The 19,476-nt window shown below is 45.9% G+C and carries 17 protein-coding genes and 1 other annotated feature; of the genes, 8 read left to right on the top strand and 9 right to left on the bottom strand.

Annotated elements, in window-relative coordinates:
* Positions 1-23 precede the first annotated feature (23 nt).
* The 4 genes from B3M90_RS07560 to ccpA all read left to right on the top strand — a co-directional run bounded on the left by B3M90_RS07560 (position 24) and on the right by ccpA (position 3,581).
* On the top strand, positions 24-593 hold the full coding sequence (locus tag B3M90_RS07560) for a DUF948 domain-containing protein (protein ID WP_035406198.1): 570 nt from the start codon (positions 24-26) through the stop codon (positions 591-593).
* Positions 590-1,126, top strand: coding sequence for a YtxH domain-containing protein (locus B3M90_RS07555; protein WP_056062709.1), 537 nt, complete (start codon positions 590-592; stop codon positions 1,124-1,126). Before B3M90_RS07560 ends, B3M90_RS07555 begins: the two co-directional genes overlap by 4 nt.
* Before the next feature lie 200 nt (positions 1,127-1,326).
* Complete coding sequence (locus B3M90_RS07550) at positions 1,327-2,412, top strand: bifunctional 3-deoxy-7-phosphoheptulonate synthase/chorismate mutase (RefSeq protein ID WP_035406204.1); 1,086 nt, start codon at positions 1,327-1,329, stop codon at positions 2,410-2,412.
* Between the two features lie 158 nt (positions 2,413-2,570).
* Entirely contained in the window at positions 2,571-3,581 is a 1,011-nt protein-coding gene (gene ccpA, locus B3M90_RS07545) for a catabolite control protein A (protein WP_035406207.1), read from the top strand.
* A 53-nt stretch (positions 3,582-3,634) separates the two neighbouring features.
* Here the strand turns inward: ccpA and B3M90_RS07540 are convergent, their stop codons facing one another.
* The 4 genes from B3M90_RS07540 to B3M90_RS07525 form a co-directional block, all read right to left on the bottom strand.
* Positions 3,635-4,378 carry a FixH family protein gene (locus B3M90_RS07540; RefSeq protein WP_214852789.1) on the bottom strand — a complete coding sequence of 248 codons (744 nt, stop codon included), beginning with the start codon at positions 4,376-4,378 and terminating at the stop codon, positions 3,635-3,637.
* A 102-nt stretch (positions 4,379-4,480) separates the two neighbouring features.
* A complete protein-coding gene (locus tag B3M90_RS07535; protein ID WP_290783223.1) occupies positions 4,481-5,674 on the bottom strand; it encodes an acetoin utilization protein AcuC in 1,194 nt (397 codons plus the stop codon).
* Complete coding sequence (locus B3M90_RS07530) at positions 5,671-6,303, bottom strand: acetoin utilization AcuB family protein (RefSeq protein ID WP_035406212.1); 633 nt, start codon at positions 6,301-6,303, stop codon at positions 5,671-5,673. The genes B3M90_RS07535 and B3M90_RS07530 overlap by 4 nt, the downstream gene beginning before the upstream one ends.
* 18 nt (positions 6,304-6,321) lie before the next feature.
* Positions 6,322-6,954, bottom strand: a complete 633-nt coding sequence (locus B3M90_RS07525; RefSeq protein WP_214852799.1) for a GNAT family N-acetyltransferase — start codon at positions 6,952-6,954, stop codon at positions 6,322-6,324.
* Between the two features lie 146 nt (positions 6,955-7,100).
* Between B3M90_RS07525 and acsA the strand changes: the two genes are divergently transcribed.
* Positions 7,101-8,804 (top strand): acetate--CoA ligase, encoded by a 1,704-nt coding sequence (acsA, locus tag B3M90_RS07520; protein ID WP_290783221.1) that lies wholly within the window; start codon positions 7,101-7,103, stop codon positions 8,802-8,804.
* Positions 8,805-8,851: 47 nt separating this feature from the next.
* Here acsA and B3M90_RS07515 read toward each other — a convergent pair whose 3' ends face one another.
* Positions 8,852-11,401 (bottom strand): transglycosylase domain-containing protein, encoded by a 2,550-nt coding sequence (locus B3M90_RS07515; protein ID WP_290783219.1) that lies wholly within the window; start codon positions 11,399-11,401, stop codon positions 8,852-8,854.
* Between the two features lie 148 nt (positions 11,402-11,549).
* Positions 11,550-11,758: a binding site (T-box leader), on the top strand.
* 55 nt (positions 11,759-11,813) lie between these two features.
* On the opposite strand from B3M90_RS07515, the gene tyrS reads away from it, so the two are divergent.
* A complete protein-coding gene (tyrS, locus tag B3M90_RS07510) occupies positions 11,814-13,061 on the top strand; it encodes a tyrosine--tRNA ligase (RefSeq protein WP_214852806.1) in 1,248 nt (415 codons plus the stop codon).
* Positions 13,062-13,105: 44 nt separating this feature from the next.
* Here tyrS and B3M90_RS07505 read toward each other — a convergent pair whose 3' ends face one another.
* The 3 genes from B3M90_RS07505 to B3M90_RS07495 form a co-directional block, all read right to left on the bottom strand.
* Positions 13,106-13,633, bottom strand: coding sequence for a biotin transporter BioY (locus tag B3M90_RS07505; RefSeq protein WP_214852809.1), 528 nt, complete (start codon positions 13,631-13,633; stop codon positions 13,106-13,108).
* A 153-nt stretch (positions 13,634-13,786) separates the two neighbouring features.
* Positions 13,787-14,386: a 30S ribosomal protein S4 gene (gene rpsD, locus B3M90_RS07500; RefSeq protein ID WP_214852823.1), complete on the bottom strand. Its 600-nt coding sequence runs from the start codon at positions 14,384-14,386 to the stop codon at positions 13,787-13,789.
* 233 nt (positions 14,387-14,619) lie between these two features.
* Positions 14,620-15,105 (bottom strand): GAF domain-containing protein, encoded by a 486-nt coding sequence (locus tag B3M90_RS07495; RefSeq protein WP_023469058.1) that lies wholly within the window; start codon positions 15,103-15,105, stop codon positions 14,620-14,622.
* A 223-nt stretch (positions 15,106-15,328) separates the two neighbouring features.
* On the opposite strand from B3M90_RS07495, the gene ezrA reads away from it, so the two are divergent.
* Together ezrA and B3M90_RS07485 are read left to right on the top strand one after the other, a co-directional pair.
* Positions 15,329-17,035: a septation ring formation regulator EzrA gene (ezrA, locus tag B3M90_RS07490; protein ID WP_290783217.1), complete on the top strand. Its 1,707-nt coding sequence runs from the start codon at positions 15,329-15,331 to the stop codon at positions 17,033-17,035.
* Positions 17,036-17,102: 67 nt separating this feature from the next.
* Positions 17,103-18,662 (top strand): amidohydrolase, encoded by a 1,560-nt coding sequence (locus B3M90_RS07485; protein WP_214852831.1) that lies wholly within the window; start codon positions 17,103-17,105, stop codon positions 18,660-18,662.
* Here B3M90_RS07485 and B3M90_RS07480 read toward each other — a convergent pair.
* Positions 18,654-19,427, bottom strand: a complete 774-nt coding sequence (locus B3M90_RS07480; RefSeq protein ID WP_214852834.1) for a MerR family transcriptional regulator — start codon at positions 19,425-19,427, stop codon at positions 18,654-18,656. The two genes, B3M90_RS07485 and B3M90_RS07480, sit on opposite strands and share 9 nt — an antisense overlap.
* Positions 19,428-19,476: the final 49 nt, after the last annotated feature.

The following is a 19,476-nucleotide window of genomic DNA, read 5'->3' as shown; positions in this document are numbered from 1 at the left end:
GCAAAAAATTGGAGGCAAGAACCATGGAAATCACATTAGGCGGAATCGCCGGATTAGTCGCTGCGATCGCATTCGTAGTACTCGTCATTTTCCTTGCCCGTGTACTAAGTGCTGCAAGTAAGACGCTGAACAATGTAGCCAACACGACAGCAGGACTTGAACGTCAATTGGACGGTATCATGATGGAGACGACAGCGTTGTTACATAAGACGAATCGTCTTGTCGATACGATTGAAGAAAAAACCGAGTTGCTTGCACCTGTTGCAAACTCGATCGAAGAGCTTGGTACGTCCTTGAATAAAGTAACAGATTCTGTCCGGACGGTATCCGATACGGTCGCTGGTGCGGCGGATACGAATAAAGACCAGATTGCACAAGCAGTCCGTTGGGGCTCAGTCGCTGTAGAATTATTCAAAAAAAATAAACCGGCAGAAACAACAGTTTCAAATCATACGACAGCGACGACGACAGTCGAGAAAAAACCACGTCGTCGATTCCGGAAAAAAGCAGAGACACCGGTTACACCGGAAGTCGTATCCGTCCCGGACGTCGAAAGCATTCCAGATGAGTTGAAAGGAGATCGTAAATCATGACGAAACAACACCCATATCAAACACAAGATTCTTCTAAAGGAGGAGGTTTCCTCGCGGGAATCATCGTTGGTGGATTGATTGGTGCCGCGGCAGCTCTCCTTTCTAGTCCGAAATCAGGTCGTGAGATGCGCGACTTAATCGACGAGCGTACGGCTCCTGCACGTCAACGTTTGACGGAACAGACGCAAGTTGTTCGCGAAAAAGCAGAACCACTCGTGGGAGAATGGATTCAACTGGCAAAAGACAAAGCAGCACCTGTCATTGAAAAAGCAAAGAATAATTCGACAGTTCAAGAAGCGGCACAATACGCTGGTTTTGAGAAAGATCAGGCAAGTATCGATGCAGCTCTCGCAGAAGCAGAACAACTTGTACGTGACATCGAGCGTGAAATTGGGGACGAAGTCGATGGCGCATCCGTGGCAGAAGAAATCGATACGGAAACGGTCGTTGATCTTTCAGAGCTACGGGAACAGTTAGCGGAAGAGCAAGAGGAAGACAATGACCCACAATCTGATGTGAATCATAAGAAATAAGAAGTGAATACGGAGCTCTCATCATGAGGGCTCTTTTTCTATGTTTCTTTATAGAGAAAACGTAGAAAAAATTATATGAAAAAACGTAATTTATTTTCATATTTTAAGAAATCATGCAGCTTCTTTATGTACAACATGGAAAGAGTTCGTTATAATTAGTTGCTATTACGAGCTATATGCTGATTAGGGAGTGGTAGGACATGGATCAACACGCAGAATTAAAAAGATTACGGGATGAACTCGATTTAGTGAATGCAGAATTATTGGAATTGATGAACCGACGTGGTCAAATTGCTGTCGAAATCGGAAAAGTCAAACGAGCACAAGGGCTTGACCGTTACGACCCTGTTCGGGAACGTCAAATGCTCGAATCAATTGCTGCTAATAACCATGGACCTTTTGAAACAGGACGCCTTCAGCATGTATTTAAAGAAATTTTCAAAGCTTCTCTTGAATTACAAGGAGAAGATCGGACTCGGAAATTACTCGTATCACGGAAACAAAAACCGACGAACACGATCATCCGAATCGGAGATGCTGTCATCGGAGATGGTTCTCAACAATTGATCGCTGGACCATGTGCGGTCGAGAGCGAGGAACAAGTATTCGAAGTCGCGGAACAACTCGCGAAACACGGCGTGAAGTTCATGCGAGGTGGGGCGTACAAACCACGCACATCACCTTACGACTTCCAAGGTCTTGGACTCGAGGGTCTAAAAATGTTGAAAAAAGCAGCGGACGCGCACGGTTTGCATGTCATCACTGAAATCATGACGCCGAGTGCGGTTGAATCTGCTTTACCATATGTCGACATTATCCAGGTTGGCGCACGCAACATGCAAAACTTCGATTTACTAAAAGAAGTCGGTCGTACAAATAAGCCGGTTCTTTTAAAACGAGGACTTGCTGCAACACTCGAGGAGTTCATGTACGCGGCTGAGTACATCATGGCAAGTGGTAACGATCAAGTCATTTTGTGTGAGCGCGGCATTCGGACATACGAACGTGCAACACGGAATACGCTTGATATCTCAGCAGTTCCAATTCTGAAGCAAGAGACACATCTTCCTGTCATGGTCGATGTGACGCATTCGACAGGACGGAAGGATCTTCTGTTGCCGACAGCGAAAGCGGCTTACGCGATCGGTGCTGATGCTGTCATGGTTGAAGTCCATCCGTTTCCGGCACTCGCGCTATCTGATGCGAACCAACAACTTGATTTCCAAGAATTCGATACGTTCGTCGAAAACTTGACGACAACCTTTCCGGCACTAAACGTTCAATGATTTTCGAAAAAGGGTGACCTAAAGCGAATGAAAACGTTTTACAATAAAGGAAGAATGGGAAAAGAAAACTATCTTTTCCTGTCTTCCTTTCGTGTTGCCTAAAAATGAAAACGAAATGAAAACACTTGAGATCGATCATACTAAAGGAGGAATTTGTTTTGAATAGTAATATTACGATTTATGACGTCGCACGAGAGGCGGCGGTCTCGATGGCGACCGTATCGCGTGTCGTCAACGGGAATCCGAACGTTAAACCATCCACACGAAAGAAGGTCCAAGATGCAATCGAACAACTGGGTTACCGCCCAAACGCTGTTGCTCGTGGACTTGCAAGTAAAAAAACGACGACTGTCGGTGTCATCGTACCCGATATTTCGAACATCTTTTTTGCGGATTTAGCACGGGGGATCGAAGATGTTGCGACGATGTATAAATATAACATCATTCTTTGTAACTCCGACCAAAATCGGGAAAAAGAAATCCATTTGCTCAATACATTACTTGGAAAACAGGTTGATGGGATCATCTTCATGGGTGGACGTCTACATGAGGATCTCGTTCGTGAATTCAAGACATCACCTGTGCCCATCGTTCTCGCTGCGACACTAAATCAAGATTATGACCTTCCTGCCGTCAACATCGATTACGAAAGTGCTGCACATGACGCCGTCAAATCATTGATTGACCGTGGACATGAACGGATCGGGTTCATCACTGGTCCACTTGAACAGCAAATCAATGGTGAAAAGAAATTTGCTGGTTATCGTCGGGCGCTCGAAGAGGCAAATCTTCCGTTCAGCGAACAAAACGTCGTCCTTGGAAACTATACGTATGATTCAGGAATGAAGGCGATGAACCAGTTGCTTGAACTTGGAGAAGATTGCCCACGTGCGATTTTTGCTGGAACAGATGAGATGGCTCTTGGTGTCATCCATGCCTTACAAGATGCCGGACACCGTGTTCCAGAAGACTTCGAAGTCATCGGACACGATAATACACGTCTTGCGACGATGATTCGTCCGAAACTGACGACTGTCGTTCAGCCGATGTATGATATTGGAGCAGTCTCGATGCGTCTTTTGACAAAGATTTTGAACAAAGAAGAAATCGAAACGAACGATGTCACGTTACCACACCGAATCGAACAACGGGATTCGACACGCCCTTAATCGAAAAAGCGTCTCTTCTCTCAAGCAAGCTGCTTGAAAAAAGAGACGCTTTTTCATTTTATGACGGTGATGAGTTCATCTTGGTGATGGTGGAGTTGATCATTTTCGACGTGCAGACGCACAGTCGTCTGACCGGGGGCGTTCAATGTGACTTTTCCGCTGTATGCATCACCTTTTTTAGTTAATGGAACATAATTATGTTTTTCAATACCGGTTTCAATGACTTCGACCTGAACGTTCGCCTTTAATGGTTTTCCATCGAGAAAAACGTGAAAGGAGACAGGGAGGTCAGCACCAGCCTTTACTTTCGTCGCACCCATATAATGGACAGACAGACCATCGACGGCTTCGTGTTCATGCGATGCTTCCTCTTTTTCATGTGAATGATCCATGACGACAAAAGAGATCTTATCCATGTGATGGAGTCCTTTTTTATCATTAATATGATAGAGACCTTCGTATTCACCTTCAGCAAGTTTGGCTTCTGCTTGATAGAAACCTGTCTTTTTCAAGGTTGCTTTGAATTTTTGATGTGCCCCATCTTGTTTTCCAGCTTTCCAAACTTCAAACGTCACATCCTCAAGGTTGACGGGCTTTTTCTTTTCGACCGCGGATGCTTTAAAGACGACGGCATCTTCATCCATTGTCTTTGCTGGGATATCGACAGTGACGTCGACGGTCGGTTTTCCGGCCCCTTGCATGTTATCGTGATCCATTGCCTGCTTTTCATTCCCACACCCTGCAAGTACGATCCCTGTCGACAGAATGAGACCGGAGTAAAGCCATGCCTTTTTCATGATGATTCCCCCAACTATTCGTTTACTAAGTAAAAATTCCATATTTAGTATAGCAACAAGATGTGAACTCCGAACGAAATAAATGTGAAGATAAAAAGTCAATTAATCAGCGGAATAGGGGGAAATCGCTGTCAGTTGTTTTTTACGTTCATCGTTTACGAATGGCCAAATCAATCGTTTGACGGTCTCCCAATTTTTTTCTTCAATTTCAGGACGTCTTGGAATTGCGGGATAAAGTGGTGACGGATCATGCCAGTGCGTGGGTGGCGCTATTTCCTGTCCGCCCCATCGTTCTTGCCATGCAATTGGAATTTCCCCGTGAAAAGGATCTTGTCCTGTCATGGCAGCAAAAACCTGACTCCACGCGCGAGGAACGACACGATACCAATCATAACCACCGCCGCCTAAAGCAACGATTTTTCCATCTGTATACTTTTCTGCCGCAGCCACAGCGATTTGAGGAATCTTTTCATAACTTTTCATCGTTAAGGATAGATGCGTCAATGGGTCAAGCACGTGCGCATCAGCGCCATTTTGTGTGATGATGAGATCCGGTTGAAACAACTCGCATGCCTCAAAGAGTGCCGTCTCATAAGCAAGTAAAAACGAATCGTCTTCCGTAAAAGCATCCAGTGGTACATTCCAGCTAAAACCGTATCCTTCTTCAGATCCTCTCTCCGTTACCATCCCCGTTCCTGGAAATAAGTAGCGACCTGTTTCATGGAGAGATAGTGTCATGACATCATTTCGATTATAAAAGGCCCATTGCACACCATCCCCGTGGTGAGCATCCGTATCGACATAAAGGATTTTACAGTGATATTTTTCAATCATCGCCGCCATGGCGACAGCCGTATCGTTATAGACACAAAACCCTGAAGCACGTCCGCGGAACCCGTGATGTAATCCACCGCCGATATGAAAGGTGCGTTTATACTGACCAGATAAGACGAGGTCACATGCTTCAATCGTTCCGCCGACAAGGAGGGAAGCACCCGAATGCATGCCTTGAAACAAGGGAGTATCTTCCGTACCAAGACCGTACATCTGTGCCTTGAGTGGTGATAATACTCCGGTTCCGGCTGCTTTGACAGCAGCAATATAATCCTGATCATGAACGAGTGCCAATTCTTCATCGGTCGCATGCCGTGGGGCGATACAAGGGATGTCATCTAATTGATGCATCGATTCAAGCAAGGAAATGGTTAATTGGAGACGGATTGGGTTAAATGGGTGGGTCTCGGAAAATCGATAGGTTGCTTCTTCAGGACTATACAGATAAGCAAAATCCTTCATCTGCTCACATCCGGTCCAAGTACATCGAATCCTTCTTTGCGTAACTTCTCGATGATCCGAATTGGATTCATCGTCTGAACACGAAACGCAACGATCCGGACATACGGATCGTCTGTTGGATACACGAGTACATTTAAAATATTAATATTCGTTTTAGCAAGCAGTGCGGAAATCTTCGCTAATGTACCTGCTGTATTCTCGACACGGATCTCGATTTGGGAACTTGGTTCGAGTGCACCCGTCAACTGAACGAATGTCCGTAACAGATCCGTTTCCGTGACGATACCGACAAGACGTCGACCGCGAACGATTGGCAAGCAGGATAAGCGATATTCATAAAACAGCACAGCAGCATCTTCTAGAAAATCAAGCGGATGGGCCGTGACAGGGCTTTCGATCATAATGCTTGAAACGGGATACTGTAGGTCTTGTTTTGCTGTGTCCGGATGAAAGATGCTACTCGCACTTTGAATTTCCTTTAGTCCGACAAGACCGACGAGTTCATGACGGGCATTAACGACGAGAATATGACGAATCTGATGACGTTGCATGAGTTCAACCGCATGCGCGATGGAATTCGTCGGTTGCATCGTGATGCACGTCGTATTCATGATTTGTTCGATTAACATGACGATTCCTCCTCGAGCTCAGTCATACATGAAGCGTCTTCTCAAGCGTAGCGCATCAAAATGAGCGATGACTTCAGGTGAGACGTGTTTTCCGATACGTGCCATCAGGCAGTTAGCAGGGTGGGAGGCGATTTCCGGATCATCGGTCGGGAAAAAGACAAGACCACCATGATTCATCATCTTCTCCATGATCTTCCGGTAATCCCACACCGATAGTCCACTCCCTTTTAAGTCCCAATGCCAATAATATTCAGTCGTTAGAATTAAATAATGTTCCATGGCAGGATCCAACATGGAGATTTCAAGCAATTTTTTACCAATCTGTTGTCCGCGGAACCGAGAGGAGACTTCAATCGCCCCGAGTTCCAAGATGTACGGATTGTTTCCCTCACTCCATGTTTCATAGGGATCAGGATATAAGTAAGTCACATAACCGATGATTTCCGTTCCTTGACGAGCGACGATGATCCGTCCTTCTTCAAGGTCCGCAATCTCAACGAGCGCTTGATGTTGTTCAGCGGGTGGACGAAAAGCCGTTAACCCTGAATCGAGTGTATACGTTGCTAGTGTTTGACTCGGTACGGGACCTTCGATGTCAACAGGACCGAGTGATGTTTCATGCGTCCGATGATTGAATTGTTTTTCAAACATGTAAGCGTCACCACCTTCCTATTCATTATAGACGAAAGCGCTTGAGTAAAGAGAGGGATTTTTTAACAAATTGACGGCAAATGGATTGAACTGACGGATAACTAGCTTATAATAAAGAGGAAAATATAGAAGGGGAGGAACGAGACATGAAAGTTTTGAAAGCGCTTCCGGGGAAGCATTGGTTAGCAGAGTATGATGAAACGAACACGTACGACTGGAAAGATGCTGAGCAGTACTTTTCATGGGCGACAACGGGGAAAGTCAACATGGCCTATGAAGCAATCGACCGCCACGCAGAAGGCGAGCGGGCGAACAAGGATGCGCTGATCTATTTCGATGGAATGACGGAACAACGATTCACCTATGCAGACATGAAACGATTGACGAATAAAGCGGCAAACGTATTAGTCGATGCAGGAGTCAAAACGGGTGACCGGATTTTCATCTTCATGCCACGCTCACCAGAACTGTACTTTGCCCTACTTGGTGCACTGAAAGTAGGGGCGATCGTCGGTCCGTTGTTTGAAGCATTCATGGAACAAGCTGTTCGTGATCGTTTAGTTGACTCTGAAGCGAAACTACTCGTGACAACGAAAGCGTTGCTCCCGCGTGTTCCAGTTGGGGAACTGGAATCACTTGAAAAAGTAGTACTCGTTGATGAAGGCGTTGAAGAATCAGAAACATTACTTGATTTCCGGAAAGCGTTCAAGCAAGCATCCGATGTATTTGAACCGGTCTGGTTGGATCGTGAAGACGGATTGATCTTGCACTATACTTCAGGATCGACAGGGAAGCCAAAAGGTGTCCTCCATGTTCAAAATGCGATGATTCAGCATTTAATGACAGGACGTTGGGTACTCGATCTACAAGAAGACGATGTCTACTGGTGCACGGCTGATCCAGGGTGGGTCACAGGAACAAGTTACGGTATCTTCGCACCGTTCTTAAATGGGGCAACGAACGTCGTTGTCGGTGGACGTTTCAATCCAGATTTCTGGTATAGCGTTATCGAGAAGTATAACGTAACGGTCTGGTATAGCGCGCCAACTGCTTTCCGGATGTTAATGGGAGCGGGGGCGGACGTCGCGAATCACCATGATCTTTCAAGTCTTCGTCATGTGTTGTCTGTCGGAGAACCATTGAATCCAGAAGTTATTCGTTGGGGAAAAGAAGCATTTGACCAACGCATTCATGATACATGGTGGATGACAGAAACGGGTGCGATGATGATTTGTAACTACAAGTCGATGGACATCAAACCGGGATCGATGGGGAAACCAATTCCAGGAACCCAAGCTGCGATCATTGATGATCAAGGAAACGAGTTACCACCGTTCCGGATGGGTAACCTTGCCTTGAAAACACCATGGCCATCGATGATGCGTCAAATTTGGAACAACCCACAAAAATATGAATCCTATTTCTTTAAAGGATGGTATGTGTCAGGCGATTCTGCCTATATGGACGATGAAGGCTATTTCTGGTTCCAGGGGCGTGTCGATGATGTCATCATGACGGCTGGAGAACGGGTTGGTCCGTTTGAAGTTGAAAGCCGTCTCGTTGAGTACCCAGCAGTCGCGGAAGCCGGAGTCATCGGGAAACCAGACCCGGTGCGAGGCGAAATCATTAAGGCATTCATTGCCTTACGTGATGGTTATGAGCCAACGGATGAATTAAAACAAGAAATCCAAGCATTCGTCAAGGAAGGTCTAGCTGCTCACGCGGCCCCAAGAGAAATTGATTTCCGAGATAAGTTGCCGAAGACACGAAGTGGTAAAATCATGCGCCGTGTCCTGAAAGCATGGGAGTTGAACTTGGAAACGGGCGATTTATCGACGATGGAGGATTGAACATGAAAAAAGGATGAATCACCGAAACAGGTGATTCATCCTTTTTGTTAGTTTTCAGAAGCAGCATCTTTTTTCTTTTCATCTTGTTTCTTTTGTTGCTCTTGCTGTTTCTTTGCATCTGCCTCTTTTTTCTTAGCGTCCGCTTCAGCTTTCTTTTTTGCATCGGCTTCGGCTTTTGCATCGGCTTTTGCTTTTGCGTCGGCTTTTGCTTTTGCATCGGCAGCACGTTTTGCGTCATCTGCTGCTTTTTTCTTTGCCTCAGCATCTGCTTTTTCTTTAGCTTGATCTTGTTGTTTTTGTTGATCTTCTTTCTTCTGTGCGTCTGCCTCTTTTTTCTTTTCTTCTACTTCTTTCTGTTTCTTCGCTTCTGCTTTTTTCTTTGCTTCTTCTGCTTTTTTCTTCTTATCTTCTTCTTTGAAGCGACCACTGTTTTGGAAGTCATTTGCTGTTACAGAAGATGGTTGCGTGAAGCGGGCGCCAGATTTGAAGTAACTGCTGTTCGCACCATACGATGCATTCGCCATCTGTGACCAGAGCGTCTGCGTACGTTGGTAGTACGTTGACGGACCGATAAGTGAGTTGTTCTGGTCGTGTCCTGTCCAGACGGCAAGGGTTACGCCAGGAGTAGAACCAACAAGATAAGAGTCTTTGACATCGTTGGTCGTACCCGTCTTACCGGCCCAATCTCCCGGTACGTTCAGTCTAGCTTTAGCGAACGTCGCTGTACCTTTCGTGAAGACACCACGCATCATATCAAGTGTCAGGTAAGCTGTTCGTGGTTCATAGATCCGTTTTTTCTTCGGTTTTGCTTTATAGATATCTTTTCCGTCTTTCGTAATTTTCGAGATGATGTACGGTTGGATGAATTCACCATAGTTGGCAAGTGTCGCGTAAGCACCTGCGAGTTCGACAGGTGTGATTTCCATCGTTCCGAGTGCCGCAGAAGGGGCATAACGGATCGCATCAGGTACTTCAACTCCCATATCGACGAGTTTTTGAATCGAATTCGACATGTTCATCTTCTCGTAAATCTTAACGGCCGGTACGTTCAATGATAGTTCTAATGCCGTACGAACCGTTACATTACCACGGTAACGTCCACCTTCGTTCTTGATCGGACGGTCGCCAGGTTGACGTGGTACAGTCTGGTAGTAGTACTCTTCATCATTAACGGTAGACCCTGGTGTGATCAAGCGATTTTCAATCCCGTTCGAGTAAACGAGGATTGGTTTTGCCGTTGACCCGATTTGACGTTTGGCTTGGAATGCCCGGTTGAAATCGTCAGCTTTTCCATCGATATACCGTCCGCCGACGAATCCGAGGATACGTCCCGTTTCATTTTGAACCATGACTGCTGCTGTTTCTTCTGGATCCTGTTTCGAAACGCTTTTTTTCGTTTTTGGATCGACGACTTGTTTGTATTGCATGCTTCCTGGGAAGTTCGCACTGTTCTTCGCAGGTTGTTGCATCGCTTCATGAATTTTTTTATCAAGTGTCAAGTGAACTTTGTAGCCGCCCTGGCGCAGTGCAACAAGTGCTTGATCTTGATAGTTGGCACGCACTTCTGCCAGTTCAGACGGTTTCACTTCATCTTCCTTCACGCCATCTTGTTTCATCAGATACTTCGTCATGATTTTCGTCGCTTCACGTTCGGCTAAATCGTAGACATACGGATACGTATCACGAGAACGTTTTGATTGTTTCGCGAAATCTTTCGTAATATCATGCTTAATTGCTTTTTCGTACTGTTCCTTCGTGATGTTTTTCGCGACATACATCCGCTTCAATACTGTTTTCATCCGGTTGACACTTGGCGTCAAGTCCTTTTTGACGACGCCACCTTGAAGGTAAGGGGTGTAGTAATAAGGGTTTTTAGGAATCCCAGCGAGAAAAGCTGCTTGTGGTAACGTCAGTTTTTCCGCGGATTTGTTGAAAACTCCTTGTGATGCAGCCTCGATCCCCGCGATGTTACGACCGAGTGAATTGCGACCGAATGAGACGACATTCAAGTACGCTTGTAAAATTTCATCTTTTGACATCGCGTTTTCAAGGCGCAATGCTAAAAGAATTTCTTTCGCTTTCCGTTCGAATGAGACTTCGTTCGTCAAGATTTGGTTTTTGATTAATTGTTGTGTTAGCGTACTTCCGCCTGTGCGCGACGCAGAATTCGTTAGTTCTTGTAGAACTGCTCGTAATGTCGCTTTTGGAACGACACCATCGTGTTGATAGAAGTCTACATCTTCCGTTGATAAAAGCGCATCGATCAAGTAAGGAGAAATCTTCTTGATATCGACAGGCTGACGTTCTTCATCTGTTGAGATGTTCGTCAGCTTTTCACCACTTCCCCAATAAATTTGGCTTGTGACGGCATAGCTGTTGACTTGTTGTTTCATCTCAGTCAATGGTGGTGCTTTTGTGTCCTTGACGAGCGAAGCGAAATAGCCGCCCGCTGCACCAACAGAAAAACTACCGACGAGTAAGACAGCTATGATGAGGAACAAAATGATGTTCCATGAAACATCATATGTGATATTTGACCAGTGCCGAACGGCTTTCGTCCGGGGATGATTCCAAAACTTGAACCAGTTCTCGCGCATAAATGATCTCCTTTGCATCTTAAACTTAGGTGTAAATTAATATTAAATCACAGATAGACGTATTATACCATAAATCTACTAATGAAATCGGACTTGACAGCGGATTCGCCTTCGACGTATCATGAAACCATCTTATTTTCGTATATTGCGCTAAACCATGATCGGAATATAGTAGTAAGTCACTCCCTGTGACAGAGACCTAGTGGTGCTGCGAACTAGGACACAGTGAACTTATGAATTACGCTTCCAGGAGTTTCTTGAGAAATCAAGCGGTCCGTCCCGTTATCGACGAACCAAGTGGTCCTTTTACACAAAAGGACAATTAGGGTGGTACCACGGAAATATTCCGTCCCTTCGTTTTAGACGAAGGGACGGTTTTTTTTGTTAATAGTGAACTTTAGGAGGAGAAACAATGACGTTATTAGAAGATTTAGAATTTCGCGGGTTAATTAACCAAATGACAGATGAAGAAGGGCTGAAAACATTACTCGAGAATCCGACGACGCTTTACACAGGCTTCGATCCAACAGCAGATTCACTTCACATCGGACACTTGTTGCCGATTTTAGTCTTAAAACGATTCCAACAAGCGGGTCACCATGTCGTAGGTCTCGTTGGAGGGGCAACTGGGATGATTGGGGATCCGAGTGGTCGCGCAACGGAACGGTCATTGAACACATCGGATATCGTCGAAGAGTTCGCGAATCGGATTAAAGATCAACTGTCACGTTTCTTACCACTTGAAGGTGAAAATCCGGTCACGATCGCCAATAACTTAGACTGGACGAAAGATTTGACAATCATCGATTTCTTACGTGATATCGGAAAACACTTCCCGGTCAGCTACATGCTTGCGAAGGACTCTGTTGATTCACGTCTTCAAAACGGTATCTCATTCACTGAGTTCTCATACATGTTACTTCAATCGTTTGACTTCTTGAAACTTTACGAAGACAAAGGATGCCGTCTTCAAGTAGGAGGTAGTGATCAGTGGGGGAACATCACAGCAGGAATGGAGCTGATTCGTCGTGCTGGTCATGAAGAAAAAGCATTTGGATTGACAGTACCGCTCGTTACGAAAGCGGATGGTCAGAAATTCGGTAAGACAGCTGGCGGTGCGGTCTGGTTAGATGCTGATAAAACGTCACCGTACGAGTTCTACCAGTTCTGGTTCAATGTAGACGATCTCGACGTCATCAAGTTCTTAAAATACTTCACGTTCTTGACGCACGAAGAACTCGATGCACTTGCAGAAGAAGTCAAGGCAGCACCAGAGAAGCGCGTCGCACAACGTCGTCTTGCAGAAGAAATGACGGTTCTCGTCCACGGTGAAGAAGGTCTGACACAAGCACAACGTATTACGACGGCACTCTTTAGCGGAGATATTAAATCGTTGCAAGTCGAAGATATCGAAGATGCGTTTAAAGGAATGCCGCGCTTTACACTCGGCGAAGCGAAGAACCTGGTCGATGTTCTCGTTGAGGCGAAGATCAGTCCGTCAAAACGTCAAGCACGTGAAGACGTCACGAACGGTGCGATCTACCTGAACGGAGAACGCGAGCAAGACTTAACGAAAGAAATCACTGAATCAGATGCAATCGGTCGCTTTACGATCGTACGTCGCGGAAAGAAAAAATACTTCGTCGTCGAGCATGCTTGATGATAAACGAAACGCTCCCTGCACATAGATGCAGAGAGCGTTTTTTAAGCTGTCCGGAATAAGCGGAGTGGTAACAAACGAACGGCGATCGTCGTGGCAATGACGGCCTTGATCGTATCCCATAGGATGAAGGGGTAGTTGATCGCAAAAGCATCTTTAAACGACAGATCGAGTACAGCCATCAGACCAAATGTCCCGAGCAAGTAGACTAAACCAAGTCCGAAGACGATCATTCCAATAAAGAGTGGCACGAAGCGACGCGTTTTTTCAGCGACGAGACCGATGAAGAATCCGGCAATCGGAAAGGCAATCAAATAACCGGCAGTTGGTCCGACGAATGGAGCAAGTCCACCTTTTCCGCCGAGAACAGGGAGACCAGCAGCTGCGAGCAATAAGAAGATCAAGACAGCAAGTCCACCGCGTTTTCCACCGAGAATGGCACTGACCGTCATGATTGCAAGCATCTGAAGCGTGATCGGAACGGCGCCGACCAGTTGGATCTGCGGCATAGAGCTGACGGCTGCGATGATGGCAGCACCGAGGGCGATAAATGTTAAATCTCTTGTTTTCATGAATGAAGTCCTCTTTTCTATTTGTGTTAACTATGTATATTTAAAGGTTAACACAAACGAATGAATGACGTCACTCTTTTTTTAAGACCAGGTATACATTTTAGTCATAGGCATAAAAAAAGCACCCACCGAAGTGAGTGCTGGAACAATCGATTAACGTGAGTAGTACTCGACGACGAGTTGTTCTTGGATTTGATCGTTCAATTCAGAACGCTCAGGAAGACGGACGAACGTTCCTTCGAGCTTCTCAGCATCGAAAGTAACGAAGTCTTTAGTTGCTGGAGCAACTTCAAGTGCTTCTTTGATAACGACAAAGTTCTTCGATTTTTCGCGAACTGAGATCGTTTGACCTGGTTTCACGCGGAATGATGGGATATCAACGCGTTGTCCATCAACTTGGATGTGACCGTGGTTGACGAGCTGACGAGCAGCGCGACGTGTACGAGCCATACCCATACGGTAAACGACGTTATCAAGACGTGCTTCAAGTAAGAACATGAAGTTCTCACCGTGGATACCAGGCATTTTGCCAGCATCGTTGAAGATACGGTTGAATTGGCGTTCGTTTACTCCGTACATGTGACGAAGTGTTTGCTTCGCTTGAAGTTGAAGACCGTACTCAGACATTTTACGACGGCTGTTACCGTGTTGACCTGGTGCGTAAGGGCGTTTCGCGATTTCTTTTCCTGTTTCAGTAAGTGAGATACCGAGACGACGTGAGAGTTTCCAAGCTGGACCTGTATAGCGAGCCATAATAAGACTCCTCCTTATTGTTCGTTATTATTTGCATAAAAATAATAACGCCATCAAACCCACGTTACGCCCATTTCATGATGTGGCACCCTCGCTTGATAGCAAAGTTACACGATGCCCCTCCGGTTATTCACCGAGTCATGAAATGTGATACGTAAGCGATTTGACCGCTATCGTTATCATTTCTGCACTTTTACAAGTATACGGTGTGGACAATCGACTGTCAATCAGAATTACAGATGACGAAGCAGCGTCGTACAGAATGCTTCTAAACCAGCTTGATCGACTTCATCGAAACGGTTGAATTCTGGGCTGTCGATATCGAGGACGCCGATCGTTTGGCCGTCTTTGACGAGTGGAATGACGATTTCAGAATTCGATGCCGCGTCACATGCGATGTGACCTGGGAATTGATGAACGTCTTCGATGCGTTGTGTCGTCTGTTCTGCTGCGGACGTTCCGCAAACACCACGACCGAATGGAATACGGACGCATGCTGGAAGTCCTTGGAATGGTCCGAGGACGAGTTGGTTTTGCTCGGTATCCGTCAAATAAAAACCGACCCAGTTGATACGGTCAAGGAACTGATTGAGTAACGCGCTCGCATTCGATAAGTTCGCGACTTGATTGTCTTCTCCCATTAATAAAGCATCCAGTTGTTTTGATAGCATGTCATATTGTTTCGTCCGGTCACCTTCATATGTCTTTGTTTCGAACATAATAAAAATTCCTCCCGTGAAAAGCGTATTTTTTTTAGTTTAACGAGTTTTCGTGTAGCTGACAAACAATTGATTTTTGGAAAAAGAATTCAAAACAGCGGAAGAAATCAGGAAAAGCCTTTGTAAATCTATGCAAAACGGTTGCGCTATACTATTATAAGGATAAGATTATTGCGATTTAGAGAAAATCTAAAGTCGTACGACAGAGTGGAGGTCGTGACAAATGTGGGCATGGGTGATCGGAGTCATCGTCATCGTATTACTCGTCATGCTATTCAGCATGATCAGTCGAAAAAAATACTACACGAAAATCGATGAACTTGATATGCGCAAGCAAGGCATCGTCAGTGCATCGATTCCGAAGGAGTTGCAGGACTTAAAGCAACTACCGATGGCGGGTGAGACGGAGACGAAGTTCAGCTCCTGGCATCAAGCGTGGGAAGAGTTGTTAACGGTCCACGTCGCCCAAATCGATGAAACCCTTTACCGAGCGGAAGAAGCGCTCGATAAATACCGGTTCATCGCCGTCAAGAATGACCTTGAAGTAACGGAACAATTGATTGCGGAACTCGAAGGATTGATCGATGAGATGCTCGTCGAGATGTCGACGTTCAAAACGAATCAATCGGTTCTAGCAGAGTTGAAAGCGCAAGGGGAAGCCGATTCAGGGCAAGTTCGGAAATCGTTATTGATCCAAGCGAACTCATTCGGTCCGGCGCTCGCGCGTCTGGAAGAACGAAGTGAACAAATCGACGCGCACTGGAATGAGATGTGTCAGTACGAAGCTTCGGGTGAAGTGACGAAGGCGTATGAAACAAGCTTGTTACTCGAGCAAGAAGTAGCGACGACACGTCACCTTGTCGAGCTCGTACCGAAACAATGGAAGATTCTCGCTCATGAATTGCGTCAACGGATTGATCAGCTCGGAGCGGGTTATAAGGAAATGTCGTTAGATGGGTATCCACTTGAGCCCCTCGGTCTTCAATCTGAGATTAAACGGTTCGAGGAACAACGTTTAAGTCTTGCTGAAAAAATCGAGAGACTTGAAGTCGATGGTTTGGAAGAGGCGATTCAACAGTTATCAGCCGACGTTGATCAAATGTACGATACGTTCCGTCGTGAAGTTGATGCACGTCATCAAGTAAAAAAAGAAAATCAATCCTTGAAACAAAAAGCATTACGGATGCGCGAACGGATTCATCAGTTAGCACAAGAGTTCAGCATTTTACGTGAAAAGTATGAAATCTCAGCAGATCTTGGAATTCACTACGAAACGATCCAACGTGACGAAGAGCTACTATTTGAAGCGGCAAAAGATCTCGATGAGTCGATTGCTGGGAAAATCATTCCGTTCAGTATGCTCGAAGATCAAATGCGCGATGCGATTCGCTTAGAGGAACAGTTGATGATTCAGTACGAACGCTTTACGGTCGAACTTCAAGCGCTTCGAAAAGAAGAGACAGAAGTGCGCGAACGGATCGTCGAATGGCGTCATCAGCTCTCGCAAACACGTCTTCGTCTGAAACGACTTGGATTACCGAACTTACCAACGGAAGTCGAAGAAGCACTACGTAATGCGAATCGTTCGCTACAGACGCTTGAGACACGGCTCGAAGAGTTACCGTTTAATGTCCGATCGATCGTTGCACAAAGTCAAGACGTCCAAGAAACGTTTAAACATGTGCAAGAACGGTTAGATACATTAGTGTTCGAAGTCACGTATGCCGAACGGCTCGTCCAGTATGCGAACCGATACCGTCGCCACGACAATGAGATACATATGTCGCTGACGATCGCGGAAACGAAGTTCTTAGCGGGAGACTATGAACGTACGATCATCTTAGCGGAACGTGTCCTAAATGAATACGATCCGGACGCGATCGAACGCATTAAACGATCGTGTGCACCAGAGGAAACGTTGCACGTTTAAATCAGGATCGACAATTCAGGGTGACCGTCATGGTCACCCTATTTTTGTAAAAAGAGGAGTGAGTAGAATGGGAACACTATACGTAAACGGATTGATTCGGACGATGGCACATGAAGAGGACGTCCATTCAGCGATGTTCGTCGAGAAGACGCGGATCATCGCAATGGGGGAGGAAGGAAAACTACGTCGACGTTTCGGTAGACGTATTGAACAGATTCAAGACTTGAACGGAAAAGCTGTTTATCCAGCCTTCACAGACGCACATATTCATCTGATTGGCTACGGGGAAGCGATCAACCGTGTCGATGCCTCGCGTTATACGACGCTTGAAGCATTAGGACAAGCTTTCCTCAAGGCAGAACCAATCAATGGGATTCACGTGGCGGAAGGATATGACGAAACGAAACTTGACCGTGCGCCGACAAAAGCATGGCTGAATCAGTTGTTCCCGGACGTTCCTGCCTTATTAAAACGGACAGACCGGCATACCGCACTTGTCAACGATGTTTTATTCCAACAGCTCGGCTATAAAGCATCGACTGTCATCGATGGTGGAAAGATCGGCTTATCGGATAACGGCGAAGCTGACGGATTTTTGTACGATGCGGCGCTTGAACCTTTGTATGCGTTACAAGCTGGAAACTTAGAGCGAAACAAATCGTCACTCCGGTCAGCAATTAAGAACTTATATCAATACGGCATCATTGCGGCACACACAGAAGATTTATCGTATCACGGAGATGTCGCGGAAATCCTCCAAGCATATAAAGAAGTGACAGAAGAGACAGGCTTCCATACACATCTACTCGTTCATCATCTTGTCATCGATGAGTTCGTGCAACAGCAACCAATTTTGCCATCAACGATGTCAATTGGTGCGATGAAACTATTCGTCGACGGTGCACTCGGAGGACGGACAGCTCTACTTGGTCGTGGTTATTCTGATGATCCGACGACACGTGGCATCGAAGTGCATACGCCAGAACAACTCGAACAACTCGTCAAGCGTGCACGTAGTTACGGGTTCACAGTTGCGGCACATGTCATCGGTGACTTAGCGATTGAACGATTCGTACAGGTGCTCGAGAAATATCCAGCACCAAAAGGCAAGCGGGATCGGATCATTCATGCGACGGTCGTTCGACCAGAAACGCTTGCACGAATTCGGAAGTTACCGGTCTTGATTGACGTTCAACCGGTCTTTTTACTGGATGACGCAGACTTCATCGTCGATCGACTCGGATTGAACCGCTTAGACTGGAGTTATCGTTTACGTTCGTTAGCTGAGACCGGCGCATTATTATGCGGTGGGGCAGATGCACCGATCTCTGACCCCGATGTCCGGCGTTCCCTGTATGCAGCGACGGAAGGAACAGCGGGACGTGTCAATAAGGCGAATGAGACGTTATCGATGTACGAAGCCTTGTTACTCTTTACGAAAAATCCACATCTCGCGACCGAGACACATGGACGCAAAGGATTACTCCTACCAGGATACGATGCCGATTTCGTCATCTTTGAAGAAGACTTCTATCGCTTGCGTGGGGAAGCCATCTTGAATAACCGTTTAGTGGAGACTGTCCAAGCTGGTAAAACCGTCTATCAGGCAGAAGCAGCCTTAATTTGATGTTGCTTCTGCATAGTGCGAAATAGCTTCCGAATAGAAAGAAGATAGTCCAGGTGCATACGCATCGTAGTAGGCACGAAACCGGTCGTCGGACACATACATCTGGCCGAGTGAGGCAAAAATAGATAACTCACATGGATAATAGTACGTATCGATGAAGTCATGTTGTTCTTTCACGATTTGTTGAACGTCTGGATCTGTCGCCTTGTGCCCGTCGCGGTAGAGGGTCGTCAAGCGCTGATCGAGTTGCTTATGCATGGCGCTCAGTTGTTCTTTCTCATTCGGGGTACGTTGTTTTTGTCTTTTTGCACTGATTCGATAGGCGTCGGTGTCACCGTAGTGTTGTTGGACTTCATCTGCATGTTGTTTTTCGTGCATGACGATCTCTTCGTGACGTAAACCGCGGAATAATTGTTCATCTTTCATGGGGAGTCCTCCTATTAAAGTGAGTAATGTTTGTTCAGCGAGTTGAGCGAGCATCTGATAATGCGAAGCTTTTTCTTGAAGTAGTACAATTTGTTTTTTCAATATCATCGTGTGATGACTGGAGTCAGATTGTGTAAGTAATCTTTGGATTTCTGACAGCGGAAAATCAAGAGAGCGATAGAGAAGGATTTGTTGTAAACGTAAAAGATCCTCACTGCTATAATATCGGTGACCGGCATCGTTGCGCTTTGGCACAAGGAGACCGAACGTCTCATAATGATAAAGCGTTCGTTTTGTGACTCCGGTAAGTTTGGCGATTTCCTGAGTGGAATACATCATCTGTGTACCTCCTTTGATTGGAGTATAAGGGGTGACGTAACGGAAGACG

The sequence above is a fragment of the Exiguobacterium sp. UBA6309 genome, assembly GCF_002439205.1.
Taxonomy (GTDB): domain Bacteria; phylum Bacillota; class Bacilli; order Exiguobacteriales; family Exiguobacteriaceae; genus Exiguobacterium_A.
This window is presented reverse-complemented; position numbering and strand designations above follow the sequence as displayed.

Coding starts and splice junctions, on each gene's coding strand:
- B3M90_RS07550 (WP_035406204.1), top strand. CDS start 1,327: ATGGATCAACACGCAGAATTAAAAAGATTACGGGATGAACTCGATTTA.
- B3M90_RS07530 (WP_035406212.1), bottom strand. CDS start 6,303: ATGTTAATCGAACAAATCATGAATACGACGTGCATCACGATGCAACCG.
- B3M90_RS07485 (WP_214852831.1), top strand. CDS start 17,103: ATGGGAACACTATACGTAAACGGATTGATTCGGACGATGGCACATGAA.
- B3M90_RS07515 (WP_290783219.1), bottom strand. CDS start 11,401: ATGCGCGAGAACTGGTTCAAGTTTTGGAATCATCCCCGGACGAAAGCC.
- acsA (WP_290783221.1), top strand. CDS start 7,101: ATGAAAGTTTTGAAAGCGCTTCCGGGGAAGCATTGGTTAGCAGAGTAT.
- B3M90_RS07495 (WP_023469058.1), bottom strand. CDS start 15,105: ATGTTCGAAACAAAGACATATGAAGGTGACCGGACGAAACAATATGAC.
- B3M90_RS07505 (WP_214852809.1), bottom strand. CDS start 13,633: ATGAAAACAAGAGATTTAACATTTATCGCCCTCGGTGCTGCCATCATC.
- B3M90_RS07560 (WP_035406198.1), top strand. CDS start 24: ATGGAAATCACATTAGGCGGAATCGCCGGATTAGTCGCTGCGATCGCA.
- tyrS (WP_214852806.1), top strand. CDS start 11,814: ATGACGTTATTAGAAGATTTAGAATTTCGCGGGTTAATTAACCAAATG.
- B3M90_RS07555 (WP_056062709.1), top strand. CDS start 590: ATGACGAAACAACACCCATATCAAACACAAGATTCTTCTAAAGGAGGA.
- B3M90_RS07525 (WP_214852799.1), bottom strand. CDS start 6,954: ATGTTTGAAAAACAATTCAATCATCGGACGCATGAAACATCACTCGGT.
- rpsD (WP_214852823.1), bottom strand. CDS start 14,386: ATGGCTCGCTATACAGGTCCAGCTTGGAAACTCTCACGTCGTCTCGGT.
- ezrA (WP_290783217.1), top strand. CDS start 15,329: ATGTGGGCATGGGTGATCGGAGTCATCGTCATCGTATTACTCGTCATG.
- B3M90_RS07535 (WP_290783223.1), bottom strand. CDS start 5,674: ATGAAGGATTTTGCTTATCTGTATAGTCCTGAAGAAGCAACCTATCGA.
- B3M90_RS07480 (WP_214852834.1), bottom strand. CDS start 19,427: ATGATGTATTCCACTCAGGAAATCGCCAAACTTACCGGAGTCACAAAA.
- B3M90_RS07540 (WP_214852789.1), bottom strand. CDS start 4,378: ATGAAAAAGGCATGGCTTTACTCCGGTCTCATTCTGTCGACAGGGATC.